Origin of the sequence: Flavobacterium sp. (assembly GCF_031422135.1) — a bacterium.
Taxonomy (GTDB): domain Bacteria; phylum Bacteroidota; class Bacteroidia; order Flavobacteriales; family Flavobacteriaceae; genus Flavobacterium.
This window is the reverse complement of sequence record NZ_JANOQD010000028.1, coordinates 34,362-49,245: the sequence shown is the minus strand read 5'-3', so window position 1 is coordinate 49,245 and position 14,884 is coordinate 34,362. Positions and strand designations below refer to the sequence as shown.

General features: G+C 33.5%; 8 protein-coding genes and 1 other RNA gene. 3 read left to right on the top strand and 6 right to left on the bottom strand.

Annotation, left to right across the window (positions count from 1 at the left end; genetic code table 11):
* Nucleotides 1-46 precede the first annotated feature (46 nt).
* The 6 genes from RMO70_RS04335 to RMO70_RS04310 all read right to left on the bottom strand — a co-directional run bounded on the left by RMO70_RS04335 (nucleotide 47) and on the right by RMO70_RS04310 (nucleotide 11,183).
* Nucleotides 47-928, bottom strand: coding sequence for a LamG domain-containing protein (locus RMO70_RS04335; protein WP_310379845.1), 882 nt, complete (start codon nucleotides 926-928; stop codon nucleotides 47-49).
* Between the two features lie 42 nt (nucleotides 929-970).
* On the bottom strand, nucleotides 971-2,347 hold the full coding sequence (locus tag RMO70_RS04330) for a glucoamylase family protein (protein ID WP_310379847.1): 1,377 nt from the start codon (nucleotides 2,345-2,347) through the stop codon (nucleotides 971-973).
* Nucleotides 2,348-2,429: 82 nt separating this feature from the next.
* Nucleotides 2,430-3,902, bottom strand: coding sequence for a RagB/SusD family nutrient uptake outer membrane protein (locus RMO70_RS04325; RefSeq protein WP_310555193.1), 1,473 nt, complete (start codon nucleotides 3,900-3,902; stop codon nucleotides 2,430-2,432).
* A gap of 4 nt (nucleotides 3,903-3,906) precedes the next feature.
* Nucleotides 3,907-6,888 carry a TonB-dependent receptor gene (locus tag RMO70_RS04320; RefSeq protein ID WP_310555192.1) on the bottom strand — a complete coding sequence of 994 codons (2,982 nt, stop codon included), beginning with the start codon at nucleotides 6,886-6,888 and terminating at the stop codon, nucleotides 3,907-3,909.
* A gap of 241 nt (nucleotides 6,889-7,129) precedes the next feature.
* A complete protein-coding gene (locus RMO70_RS04315; RefSeq protein WP_310379853.1) occupies nucleotides 7,130-9,874 on the bottom strand; it encodes a two-component regulator propeller domain-containing protein in 2,745 nt (914 codons plus the stop codon).
* 106 nt (nucleotides 9,875-9,980) lie between these two features.
* Nucleotides 9,981-11,183 (bottom strand): NAD(P)-dependent oxidoreductase, encoded by a 1,203-nt coding sequence (locus RMO70_RS04310; RefSeq protein WP_310379855.1) that lies wholly within the window; start codon nucleotides 11,181-11,183, stop codon nucleotides 9,981-9,983.
* Between the two features lie 219 nt (nucleotides 11,184-11,402).
* On the opposite strand from RMO70_RS04310, the gene RMO70_RS04305 reads away from it, so the two are divergent.
* From RMO70_RS04305 to RMO70_RS04295, 3 genes are all read left to right on the top strand, one after another.
* Nucleotides 11,403-12,596: a serine hydrolase domain-containing protein gene (locus tag RMO70_RS04305; RefSeq protein ID WP_310379857.1), complete on the top strand. Its 1,194-nt coding sequence runs from the start codon at nucleotides 11,403-11,405 to the stop codon at nucleotides 12,594-12,596.
* Between the two features lie 101 nt (nucleotides 12,597-12,697).
* Nucleotides 12,698-13,094, top strand: a transfer-messenger RNA (tmRNA) gene (gene ssrA, locus RMO70_RS04300).
* A 246-nt stretch (nucleotides 13,095-13,340) separates the two neighbouring features.
* Nucleotides 13,341-14,588, top strand: a complete 1,248-nt coding sequence (locus RMO70_RS04295; protein WP_310555191.1) for a site-specific integrase — start codon at nucleotides 13,341-13,343, stop codon at nucleotides 14,586-14,588.
* Nucleotides 14,589-14,884 lie beyond the last annotated feature (296 nt).

Here is a 14,884-nt window from a genome sequence, read left to right as displayed (position 1 = left end):
AAAAACAGATAGTAACGAATTTGGCTGTCTGTTTTTAGTTAAAATACTATCTTTTACTTTTTTCTAGTTTATACAAAAATCTAACTTCTACATCAGAAAGTGCTATATCATAAATTCTAAATTCGTCCATTAGACCCGTGTATGGTATCATCCAAGGTTCTGGAGTTCCCCATGGTGCTCCTAAATGCTGTTGAAAACCTCCAATAACAAATTTGGAAGCATCCGAATTAACTAAACCTCCTAAAGGCAATCCTCCGTTTGATGGATCACTTGCATATCTATTTGTAAATCCATCCGAAAGGTTTAATTTTTCTCCGTCTACATACATTTTATATTTAGATGTTGTGGCATCATAAGTCCAAACTAATTGTTTCCATTCCCCATACATATTTGGTAAAGCATTATTGCCAACATGTTCCATCCATTGACCACTCCAATCAGCACCCGTTTTTTGAATATGAACTTTTAAATTCATGTTTCCGTTACTAGAACCATCAATTAACACAAAAATATTACCAAAAAAATCGGATGTTTTTGGTAACATAAACAAGCATTGAGCGCCAGAACCAGGCGAAGTTTTAATCCACATTGAACTAGTTATACTTTTTAAACCAATAAGTTTTGCACTTGATGCGCTATAACCCACAAAGCTTGTTGAAGTACCATTATATGCTTTTCCTTTTACGCCTTCTACATAGGTAACATTCGTTGCAACTCCGCCAGTAGCACCATTAAAAGCATCATTAATGTTGTCTTCAAAACCTAATTTTACAATTAAATTAGATTTTGCAATATCATCAGAAGTCTCATATCCACCAATTGGCGGATAAGGTAACGGCTCATTGCTGTCAACATTATCGGAACAACTTGTGAATAACTGCAAAGAAATCACTGCCATTAGACAGCTTATTTTTATACTATTTTTCATATTTTAAATTTTTAATAATTAATAATTAATAGTTACTTTTTTTTAAAATCCGTATTTACCAGAATGAAATCCAAGAGTAATCAAACCTTGTTTTACCTCTGGAGCATTCATAAATAATTGCCAAATTAAACCGGATCGGTAATTTTCTAACATGACCATTTCTGGTCCTTGGTCTATAGCTAAATAGCGTTGTGCTGACCAATTGTATTGCTGACTGTGTGCGTCATAAAATCCAGCAACTCCCCAAGTATCTTTATTATAATTTTCATATAAATTACGCATGAGCGCTTTAGATTCTATAGGTGTATAAACAATCGAACTTATTGCCGCTGTTGGCGAAATAACTGCTTTGTCGTTGCTTGGCATGTGTGAGTCATACCCTATTGTTCCATCAGTATTTCTAGAATATGATGCAGATAATCCCCAATAATTTGCGCCATAACCTTTGTAGCTTAGAGGATTTGCAACACAATACAAATAATCAATTTTGACTTGATTTGAATTTAAATCCCAATAATTAGCATACTGATCAGTTAATTGATGTGGGTCTAAACCTAAATACGAATAATGAGCCCAAAACAATGGACCACCAAATTCTTCTGCACCATTGTGTTTTAAAATCAATGGCAAATTGTATTTAGTTCTAGCCGAAACTATCGCGCCACTTCTCGCCCAACCTTCGTGATAAGCAATAGGTGCAATTGGATGTGTTGGCGAAGCTGCAGCCATGACATAGGTTATCAAGCATTCGTTATAGCCTTCGAGCGGAAAATTCATTTGCCAAGCATAATTGGGAGACCAATGCCAAAATAATTTATTCTGACCGTTAGTGTACCATTGCCAATCGACTCCTTTATAAAGATCATCGAATTTTTGAGCCAAAGCTTTTTCGCTGGTTGTGCCATTTTTTAAATATTCACGAACGGTTATCATTCCAGCTACTAAAAATGAGGTTTCAACTAAATCGCCACCATTATCTTTAGTTCCAAAAGGGATAACTTGTCCTGTGTTTCCGTTTATCCAATGTGACCATGCTCCATGAAAACGATCAGCAGTTGCCAAAAAATTAGCAATTTTATTGAGCCTTTCTGTGCCTTGATCTCTACTGATATAACCTCGAGACATTGCCGAAATTATAGCCATTAAACCAAAACCTGAACCACCTGTTGTAACAATATGTTCGTCATAAGTTGGGTCTTGAGGATGGTATCGCTCTCGTGCCATTCCAGAATTGGGTTGCGCATAATTCCAAAAATAAGCGAAGGTTTGTTTTTGTACTAAATCCATCAGTTCTTCGTCTGTGAGTTTTACAACAGGAACTTCTACTGGAGGAACAACAACTGGCCCACTTGGCTTCGACCCAGAAGAATCGCAACCAGTAAATAGGAAAAATGCAAATAAGATTGATATTTTAATCATTTTTGGATTCTATTTTTATAATATTTAAACCAAACTGCCTTAAACTTCAACCCTTAAAAAAAGGGTTGAAGTTGTTGGCCTTTTAATTATAACCTGGATTTTGAGTTGATTTTCCTGCGGCTTGAGTAATGAATTTTTGAGGAATCGGGAATAATTCATGTTTTCCAACTACAAAAGTTTTTCCATCAGCAGCCATAGCACTTTGTGCTTGACCAGTTCTCACTAAATCAAACCATCTGTCGTGTTCAAAAGCCAATTCGTGTCTTCGTTCTGCTCTAATTGCAGTTCTTAATCCTACTTGACCAGTAGCAGTTGTATTTGCTAAACCAGCTCTGTTTCTGATAGTATTCAAAGGGCCAATTACATCTCCAGAACCACTTTCGTTGGCAGCTTCGGCTTGCATCAATAATACTTCAGCATATCTCAAAACTCGAATGTTTTTTGTTGTTTCCCAGTCACCATTGAACGCTTCTGCAGTATTGCTAACATAAGCTTTCTCGTTGTACATTGGATTGGCAACAAGTGGCGAAACTACTCTTCCGTCCCACATGGTTTCTCCAGCAAAAACAATGGTGGCATCTTTTCGAAGATCGCCAACTTCATAAGAATTAGCCAAATTTGCTGTTGGTGTATTGAAACCCCAACCCCAACCACTTGTTCCTCTTGCTCCTTGTGAAACCATATAACCTTCTATTCCTTGAGAAGGGTTTCCACCGTAACCTCGAATTTCGAAAATAGATTCTATATTGTCTTCTCCAGCTTCTCTCCAAATTGTAGCATAATTTGGTGTTAAATTATATCCTGTTACTAATGCACATTGTGCTTTAACTCCTTGCCAATTGCCTTGATATAAATATACTTTTGCTAGTAAAGCATGTGCAGCACCTTTAGTCGCTCTACCTAAATCACCAGCTGTATATCCAGATTTTTCAGGTAACGCATCGATAGCTGTTAATAAATTAGCTACAATAAATGCATACACTTCTTCTTTAGATTTACGAGTAAGTGTCATATCAGTATCTTCGGTAGAAGATGGTACTGGAACGTGATCCACAATAGGAACACCGCCAAAACATCTTACCAAATTAAAGTACATCAAAGCGCGAAGAAATTTTGCTTCACCAGTTAATCTTGTTTTTAGAGCAGCGTTAGCTTTATCTAATTTTGGAAGGTATAATAAAGCAATATTTGCTCTACTAATTCCTTGATAATTAGCCTCGAAAACTTCCTGTGCAGATAGTGAAGTTGCATCTAGAGTTAGTGCATCGCATTTGTCTTTATCTGCTCCAGTATCACCTGGATCTGATCCTTTATCAGCATCGTCAGAGGTCATACTTGATAATCCGTTCCATGAGAACGAACTCATGTTCCAGTCGAGTGATTTGCTATAAATAGCGGTCACAAAACTTTTTGCACCAGCATCATTATTATAAATAGTTAATAAATCAGATTCGGCTATGTTCTCCGTTGGAGGAACATCTAAGAAATCATTAGAGCAACTATTTGAAAATAGTGCAATAGTTACTAAAGTTATGGGTATGAATATTTTTTTCATGATATTAAAATTTTAAGTTAGCACCAATAATGAATGAACTCAATGTAGGATAGGCATCAAGCTCTATTCCTTGCATTCCCATTGGGTCGCCATCATTATTCAGTTCTGGTGAATATCCTGTGAATTTTTGAGAAATAAATGGATTTATAGCACTGGCATATATTCTCAAAGAAGAGATAGCACTTGATACTTTTGGTAAAGTATAGCCTAAAGTGATGTTGTTTACTCTAAAATAAGCGCCAGATTCTAAATAATAATTTGACGATAATGGAACTGAATTAAATGGTGCTGGATTTCCTGCATTGGTATTTGTAGTGGTCCAAAAATCTGTAGCAATAGCAGCCTCGATGTTTTCGTTACCAAAACGTTGTGCTTTTTTGCCATTATAAACTTTGTTTCCGCCAACTCCATATCCATCTACAGAGAAATCGATATTTTTATATTGGAAACCTAGATTTACACCATAATAATAGGTTGGCAAAGAGGAACCAAAGAATTTTCTATCTGTTTCAGCTGGTGTAGAAGTGATAACACCGTCTTTGTCATAATACGTAAAATTTCCCGAAGCATCGTATCCAGCTACTTCCCATAAATAAAAACTACCTAATGGTTGTCCTTCTGCTAGTTGCTTGGTATATTGTCCGTTACCTATTCCTCCGCCTTGTTGTTTTATTGCTAATGGATTGTAAACATTAGAAACTTCATTTTTATTATTAGAATAATTAGCACCAACCCAATATTTAAAATCTTCGCCAATTTTATCGTCCCATCTCAAGGCAACTTCAAATCCTGTATTTGTAATTTCACCTGCGTGTGCTGGAGTTGAACCTGTACCTACAGTAAGTGGCGGTGTAACATTTAGAATTACATTTGATGTGTTTTTATCATACCAATCAATTGATCCCGATAATTTATTATTTACTGTTTTAAAGTCTAAACCTATTGAAGTTTCTTGGGTGATTTCCCAACCCAAAGTAGGGTCAATAAAAGCACCAATAGTCGTTCCGGAGTAAAGTGATCCTCCAAAATCATATCCTAATCCGTTGCCTGTACTAAATGTTTGTTGATTAATAGGCACATTTTGATTTCCTAATCTTCCCCAACCTCCACGAAGTTTTAAGTAGTTTATTGCTTTGCTGTCTTTCAAGAAATCTTCTTTAGAAACAACCCAGCCTAAACCAAATGACGGAAAATTACCCCATTTGTTATCAGCACCAAATTGTGAAGAACCATCTCTACGAATTGTCCCAGTCAAAAGGTATTTTTCCATTAATGAATATTGAAAACGAGCAAAATAACCAATTAAGTTTTTTTGGTTTCCAATAACGTGTTTGGTAACTACATTATTAGACGGAGAGTTTGATAAATTCAAATTCCAATAATTGGAATTTTCAGGAACATTTCTTCCTTTTACTTCTAATTCTTCCTTACTTCCCCATTCTTGAGCAGACATACCTACTGTTACTTCAACGTCGTGAATGTCAGCAAATTTTTTATTATAAGTCAAAAAGTTATCAAAATTCCAATTGAAATAATCACTTCTTGCAGTTGCCAATTCGTTTGTAGGTTCAGAAGCAGAATAATTTGCCACATCTCTTGTTGGATCTGCCGCTAACCAAAGTTCACGAGATGGTGTGTAAGCAAATTTTTTCCAATTATTATATTCAACTCCTAATCTTGAGGTGAACTTCAATTCTTTAAAAATTTTGTATTCAGCACCAAGGCTTCCTTGAAATAATAAACTTTTTTGTTCTTCAGTAAAATATTCTAATTGCGCTACTGGGTTTCCTACATTGTTAAACAAAGCACCAGTTGTAGAAGCTTGTCCATCTGTACCAATAATAGGCATTCCCCATCTTCCGTTAGGATATCTAACAGGAACTAAAGGCGATTGTTTGTAAGCAGCTGTAAAAGCTGATAATGGTTTTGGTGTAGATTTAGAGAAAGATACACTCACGGTTTGCATTATTTTAAACTTATCAGAAATTTTGTAATCGTTGTTGTTTCTAAAAGTAAAACGTTGAAAATTCAATCCGTCAAGAACTCCTTTTTCGTCATAATAATTCAAACTAAACAAATAGTTGATTTTTTCGGAAGCACCAGATAATGACAAATTGTTTGATGAATATGTACCTAATCTAGTGATTTCGTCGAACCAATTTGTATTATACAATTGATCTGTAGAGAATCTAGTGTTTTGTTCAGCAACATCAGAATAGTAAGCAAAATGATTTGAGCCAGCCATTTTAACTGTTTTAAGTGGCGTTCTCACTCCGTAGAAACCATCATATTCAACAGTAGTTTTATCTCCTTTTCCCTTTTTGGTAGTAATAATCACAACTCCATTTGCAGCTTGATTTCCATAAATAGCTAACGAGGAAGCATCTTTTAAAATATCAAATGACGCAATATCATTAGAATTTATGTTTCCAATATTTTTGGTTGGTATACCATCAACAACATATAGTGGTGTTCTATCTGCGCCATAAGTTCCAATTCCTCTAATAATAAGTGACGGTGAACTTCCTGGAACATCGGTTCCAATAACCTGGACACCAGCCGCTTTACCTTGTATGGCTTGTGTGGCATTGAGGACTTTAGATTTAGTTATATCTGCAGCCGAAAGTTGCGAAATTGCTCCAGTGTTGTCAGCTTTCTTTCGTGTTCCGTACCCAATGACAACCACTTCTTTCAATTCCATGTCTTTAGATTCTTGCAACGTTATTGTTATTGCGTCCAAAGATGCGGTTGCAGATAAAGTATCAAAACCTATCATGCTAATTTTTAATACTTCTCCCACTTTGGCATTGATATTAAAATTTCCATCAAAATCGGTATCAGCCGTAGTTTTAGAATCTGCTGCAACGACAATTGCGCCAGGAATTCCTATGCCTTTGGAATCTAATACTTTTCCTTTAATTACTTGACCAGACATATAGGCTGGAAGTAAAATGAGTGCTAAAAAGCTAAAAATAAAATTTCTCATAAATTAATAATTTGTTAAAGTTAGTAGAACGAAGTTATAGTATTACTGCGTTGCTACATGTTAAATACAGTTACTACATAAATACATCAAAGTACCGAAATTATTGATAAAATCAATGATTTAAGGTGTTTTAAGCTGTACTAAAATGATGTAGTTTGACTAAATGATGTAGTAATGATGTGTTGTGATTCTGCAATAAACTACTAGAAAAAAAATAGTATCCATAAAAAAAACCACCTATTTATACAGTTAATAAAAATTTAGAGAGGTTTTCATCCTGAACAAGGTTTAATTTCTTGCGCAAACGATACCTGTGTAACTCTACACTTCTAAAAGAAATATTCATCATTGGTGCAATTTCTTTCGAAGACAGATTCATTTTTAGGTAGATACAAAGTTTAATATCCTTTGAGGTTAGGTTTGGATATTTTTTAGAAAGATTGATTATAAACTCATTGTGAATTTGATTCAGATTTGTTTCAAAAGTTTCCCATTCATGCTTGTTTACAGCGTTAATTTTTATGGCTTTTTTAATTTCACTTTTTAGCTTATTGAAGTCGGTTTCATTGTCTAAAATTCCTTGAATATTCTCAATCATTTCGCTTTGCTTTGCTATCGAGAGCGATTTACCCGCAACTTCTGATGATTTTGATTGTATTTCGATTTCTAGAATATGCTTTTCATATTCTTGAGTATTCAATTCATTTTCGGCTTTCAACTCCATTTCTAGAATTTTTTTCTGATGTTTTAATTCTTCCTCACGCAATTCTAATTTTTGAATGTAACGCATTTTATTCCATTTATAATAAAGGTATAAAATCACTCCAATAACGACGAGATAGAGCAGAATCATCCAAAATGAAAAATACCAAGGTTTTGCCACTGTAAATTTGAAATTTGAAATTTTTGTGTAGCTCAATCCATCGTGATAAAAAATAGCGACATCATGCGAACCATTGCTCAAGTTGTTTAAAACGATTAAGCCTTCTTTTACAGAAATAAAATCTGTACCATCATCTATTTTATAAAACAAATTGGGTTTTGTAGCTCCAAATATTCCTGAAATTACATTTATCCGCAACTCTGAATTGTAGCTAATTTTTGATTTGTTTTGAACTAAATTATCGTTATTGTAAGCTTCAATTTTTATATTCGTGCTTTGCTTATTTTTATATTTTGATTGAATCGAAATAAAGCCATCATCTAAATTTAGCAAATAATTATCTCGATTTTTGAAAATTTTTAAATTGTCATTAATGATTTTTCCTTTGTAATATTTCTCTTGAATGCTGTTCCAAATAAACTTGTTTTCATTGGCATAAATATGATACAAAAGCCCTTCTTGTTGTACCAAAAAATGATTTTCATCAATAGAAACAATATCCGAAACGTTTTTAAAATTGGTGTTAAACAATTGATTTTCTACTAATTGATTGGTAATCGGATTGTAAGTGTACCAAGAATTATGTATTAGAAAAAGAACTTCATTGCGGAATTCAAATATTTTTACGCTAAAATCATTCGTGATTTTACAACGCTGTGTAACATTCTCTACTTTAGTAGTTTCGTAATTGTCATTATATAAAATTCGATACAAACCTCGGTAATTATCGGCTGCCCATATTTCATTTTTTCGATTTTGAGCGACATATTTTATGGGTTTCAAAAGTCCTTTTACAACTATTTTTTGAGATAAATCATTACTATCATTATAAATTAAAACACCACTATAAGTTGCTTGCAAATAAGAATTATTGATGCTGCTTTTTGTTAAATTCCATCCTCCATTTACCGTATTCAATTTTGAGAATGAACCGTTATCATAAACAAAAGTGCCTTCGTTGTGACCTATGAGATATTTGCTGTTTATTTTGCTAATATTCCAAGCTTGTCCTTGTGTATTTGAAATCAAGGAAAGGCTATGATTATCGTATTCAAAAATACCATGATTAGAAGCCATCAAATAGCCTTTTGGAGTAGTTGCTACCGAATATACAGAGCCTAAATTCCCAGAATTATCATAAAAAATAGAGATAGGAGAATTGACCTCAACATGAGCAATACCGTTGTCTAAACCCAGCCATAAATCATTTTCTTTGTCTTGACAAATACTTAATATGGAGTTGTTCATCAACACATTATTTCTGTTGATGTTTTTATAAGTATTGCTATTTAAATCAAAAATAAAAACTCCTTTGCTCGCTGTACCAATTACAAGTTTATCGTTTTTTATAAACTTAGCAACATTGATAATCCCTTTTTTTAAAATTTCGTTTAATGGATTATTCCAAGTACTCAAAGTACCATTTTTTGCAATATAAATGCCGTTTTTTTGAGTAAAAACAAATGTTTGGTTTTCATGTTTTTCTATGGCATGTATAATATTATTTTCTAAAATTTCCCAGCCTTTTACCTTTTCAGGTTTCAAATTATTCATTTTATAAACTCCACTTCCAACCGATGCAATCAAGAGTTGATTATCAACAACAAAGCAATAGGAAATAAGAAACGGAAGTGTGGTTTTCTTTATTTTTTTTCCGTCGTACAGAAAAATTTCATTAAAGGATTGAAAATAAATTTTGTTATTGAGCTTAAAAATTTTCCAAATTTCCTCATTTTCGTTCTCGTCAAAAACATTGGTTTTATCCGAAATAGAAACATACTCCATCTTTCCGTCCTTTCGAAACCAATATCCAAATTCCTTGTAAGAACCAGAGTAAATCTTGTCGCCATCAATCAGTATAGAACGAATTATGGTTTTGTTCGGCAACAGGTATTTTTCCCATTTCACATCATCATACCGCAACAAATAATGATTGTTAGCAAAATACATCGCATCATCATTTCCTTGTGCAACATTCCAAATCTGATTATCACCCTGGTAATTTGATTTGCTATAATTCTCAACAAAAGGAAGCAACTCCTGTGAATATAACTGAAGTGTCATCAAGCCAAAAAGGAATACTATAAATTGTTTGGTTTTCAAATTGTGAGGATTTATTTTCAAATATAATCACAATTTTTGAATATAAATCATATAAAAAAAAAGCCCCTGACCATGCAGAAGCTTTCGATTATAATAAAAAATTAAATTATTTTCCGTCTACATAATCCTGCAAATAAGAAAAATTACTGGTAAGCTTACCGTTTTCGGTCATTTTAGCACGTTGCAGAATTCCGTCTTTGTCGCCGTTAAAAAAAGCTGGAATTACATGTTCCATAAACATTTCGCCAAAGCCTTCGCTAGAATCTTTTGGCAGTTCACAGGGCAAATTATCAACCGCCATCACTACTAATGCTGCTGGATGAAACACATCTACTTCCTTATTTTCGCTCGGCAAATAACCGTACAAAGGTTCTGCAATTGTGGATGCTCTTACGGTACAGGCGATTGGTCCGTTGACATCACAAGAAATATCAGCAACAATTTTTATTTTGCAATCTTTGGATTGAAGCATTGCTCGAGTCAAAATTGCTGGTGCTGCATTGGCATGAAAATGACCCGTGATATAAATGTCTGAAACTTTTGTAAATCGCTCAAAATCAGAGGTGTATTCCTGCGGGTTTTGATAAAAATCATTGAAATCCAATACTTTTCCATCAACTCGTTTGTTGTATTCTAAAACATCAATTTGCGTGTAAACCGGTTGCGTGTAATTTTTTGCCAAATAATTTTCGACCGAGACTTCCTTAATTTTCATCGCGTCAAGCATTTCTTTTACACCGTTGCCCACTTTTCCAGTTCCTGTGATTACAAATTTTAATGGTGGAAGTACAACTCGTTTCAGATGCACAATCAAAGCTTCTTTCCCGGAAAGTGTTTCTGCTTTTGGCAGCTTGAATAATTCAAATTTTATTCCAAAAGCACGAATGCTATTGTATGTACCTACAATTCCAGCATATTTCCCAAAACCTATAAGCCTGCGATTATGCGCATCAACTATGGTTTCATGATCGTACAAGTCAATGTTTTTTTCTAAAATAGCTTGCAACAATTTTCTGTTGTGAGTTTGCTTTTTTATGGTATGCGAAAAAAAGAAGTACGCTTTATTAGGAATCAAATCGGCAATTGGAACTTCTTTTACTCCAAATAAAATATCACAATCCGAAATGTCATTTGTAACTTCAATACCAAAACTTTTGTATTGCTGATCTGTAAAAACTCTAATATCGGAACTCTCTACTTTTATTATCGCTTCGTGGTATTGCTGTTTCAATCGTGCCAATTCGTCTGGAGAGAAAACAACTCGTCTATCTGGTGGACTTTTTCTTTCTTTTATAATTCCGAATTTCATTTTTTGTACTACTTTTTATTTTAATATAACTTTAAATGTAATTATTGTTACAAATATAACATTTTTAATGAATTAGAAATAATATTTTAAAATAATTATAAAAAAAGAAAATGTCAATAAACCCTTTATTAATGTTAATAAAATAGTGTTTAAAATTATAAATAACATTACCCAAGAAGGATTGATTCAATATATTTGTTTTTTTAGACCTACAAAAAAATGAATTTTATAAAAAGCGCAAATATACTACAAATACTCGTATTGATTTTGGTTTTTAGTTCTTGTTCCAAAGAGAAAAAAGTGGCTTTAAGCGATGCTCAACTTCCAAAAAATGCATTGCCAAAAATGAAACCTTTACAGAATGAAACTCCCAAACTTACAGCCGATTACATCGACTCTAAAAAAAGAAGTATCGATTCTTTTTATACAAAAAACTGGAATAATAGTGCCAATGGTAGTTTTCTCGTGGCAAAAAACGGTCAAATTATCTACGAAAAATATGAAGGTTATGCCAACTTTAGAGACAAAACTCGTATCACAAGCAAAACTCCACTACATATAGCTTCGGTCAGCAAAGTCCTGACTGCAACAGCAATTCTAAAATTGGTTAACGCAAAAAGAATCGATTTAAACCAAAAAGTAACTACCATTCTCAAGGAGTTTCCTTATCCAGATGTAACTATACGAACACTACTCAATCATAGAAGCGGTATGCGCAGTTATGCTTATTTTACAGATCGCGATCCCCAAGTTTGGGACAGTCATAAAATACTTACTAATCAAGATTTATTGACCATCATGGCCACAAAAAAAATAGCTTTAGAATATAAAACCGACTCACGTTTTACCTATTGTAATACTAATTATGCCATGTTGGCTTTGATTATAGAAAAAACCACCAAACTTACCTACAAAGAAGCGATGAAGCAAATTATTTTCAAGCCACTCGGCATGAAAAATACCTTTGTAATGGATTATGATACCGATAGAAAAACAGTTGCTCCATCCTACAAAGGCAATAAAGTGGAAATTGGAATGGATTATCTTGATGCTATTTATGGTGACAAAAACATTTATTCCACTCCTCGTGATTTGCTGAAATTTGACAGAGCACGATATTCTCCATCGTTTTTAGAACCAGCACTACTTGCCCAAGTTTACAAAGGTTACAGTAACGAACGCAAAGGCACAAAGAATTACGGACTTGGAATTAGAATGATAAACTGGGACACAGGACAAAATTTTTATTTTCATAATGGATGGTGGCATGGTAACACTTCGGCATTTATAACTTTACCAAAAGAAAAAGTAACGCTAATTGCTTTGTCTAATAAATTTACAAGAAACACCTACAATATCCGAAAATTGTCTGTATTATTTGGTGATTATCCATTTCGATTGGAAGACGAATAGCTTTTGAGTTTACCATTTTTATCTAAAATTCTAACCAAAAAATCGACAAAAAAAACATATCTTTGCAAATTCAAAATTCAATTTTTTTTTAAAATAAAAATGGGGTCGACTGGTTTTGACAGCAAGTCGAATTGAAAAGTAAGCACGTCGAGAACTGGGACAATTCTCGTTAATAAAAGGTTTCAAAACACATACACGGCGAAGGAAACTACGCTCTTGCTGCATAATCTGAATCATAGTAAGATTAGCCTCGCTCCTATCAGATAGGAGAGCAGGATTTACCTCGAAAGCTTTGGTTTATAGCGGTCGATAAAGGTGAATCGTAAATTTAAACCTAGATTTGATAAAGCGTTGGTGTCATTTCGAAATTAAAACGATAAGCGTTTGGTGGTTGTTTCTGTCCTAGCCCAACGTCGAAAACTCAAACAGGAAATAAGCGTGTAGAAAGCTCTTTAGTTGCTTGTTTGGACCCGAGTTCGATTCTCGGCGACTCCACTAACCTATTGTCAAATAGAACTAAATGCCCGTAAATCTTAGGATTTACGGGCATTTTTGTTTTCAATACTTTCTAAAATCACCATTAAATCATAATGTCGAGGGTGCAAATTCGGGTACCTAAAAAAATCAAAAAAAAAGTACCCGAATTTCACGGGGACACCTGTAAAATAAGGGGTTCACAATATGAACATCTTGACAATAGAATATTAATAGTCTAATTTAATAACTTCAAAAAGTCACCACATTATGAAAAACAAAATTGCAATACTTTTTTATACAAAAAGTGCCAAAGTATTAAAGAATGGTTTAGTGCCAATTTATTTGAGAATTACTGTTGACGGAGTTCGCATAGAAGTGAGCACATCAAAATATGTCGAAAAATCAAGATGGTCAGTTGAAGCTGGCAAAATCAAAGGCAATTCAGAAGAAGCCAGAACAATTAATAGTTACCTTGATATTTTAAAAAACAAAGTGTATGAAACTGAAAAGTCAATGATTAACAACAACCAGAAAATATTCTCTAATAGTTTCAAAAACACATTTTTAGGTGTTGAAGAAAAACAGAGGATGCTGATTCCAATTTTCCAGGAACACAACAAACGAATGAAGTCATTGATTGATAAAGAATATGCACTAAATACACACAAACGATATGAAACGTCACTGAATCATATTCAAGATTTTATTAAACATAATTATGCACTGAATGATATCCCAATAAAAGATGTCAATTTGGCTTTCGTCAATGATTTTGACTTTTATCTCCGAAGTGTACGTAATTGCAACAACAATTCTACTATTAAATATGTTAGAAATTTTGGAAAAATCATAAAATCCTGTTATGCCAATGAATGGATTGAAAGAGATCCATTTCTCAGTTACAAAGGAAAGGTTAAAGAAGTCGAACGAGAATTCCTCTCAAAAGAAGAAATTAACACCATTTATCTAAAAGAATTTTCCACAATCCGGCTAAACCAAGTTAAGGATGCCTTTATTTTTTGTTGCTTCACCGGTTTGGCATACATTGATGTCTTTCAACTTAAAAAATCAAATATAGAAATTGGCATTGATGGCCAAAGATGGATATTCACCCATCGCCAGAAAACAGACACACCTTCGAGAATTCCCCTATTGCAGATCCCAGAAGAAATAATCCATAAATATGTGAACCATCCACAATGTTTAAACGAAGACAGACTACTACCCGTTTTAAGCAACCAAAAAACGAATAGCTATTTAAAGGAAATAGCAGACGTTTGTGGCATCAACAAAGAATTGACCTTCCACATTGCCAGACATACTTTTGCAACCACCATAACCCTTACAAATGGCGTACCCATAGAAAGCGTCAGCAAAATGCTGGGGCATAGAAGTTTAAGGACTACACAACATTACGCCAAAGTTTTGGATAAAAAAGTAAGCGATGACATGGAATTATTAAAATCAAAATTAGGCAATTTTAAAAGTAATATTTCGAATGGAACTGATTTATGAGTTTTCACTTATCCCAGTTTAAAGTCAACAACTATATGTTTTTATAATTATGCGGTGATTAAATCTTATTTTTATCGTAAAAAACCGGTAATCTTTAATCTTGATTGAGAAATATTTTGTTTGCGCAACACTACACATTGTGTAGTATTGCGCAAACAAAATCACTTACTTCTGAATCGTCTTTGATAAGTATTTTTTTTAATTGATTGTATGGTTTGTGTAAATTTTTCTTACATTATTTTTTTTTATTAGTTAAGATAAAAATATGTAAATTCGCATTTGAACATTCCCTATAT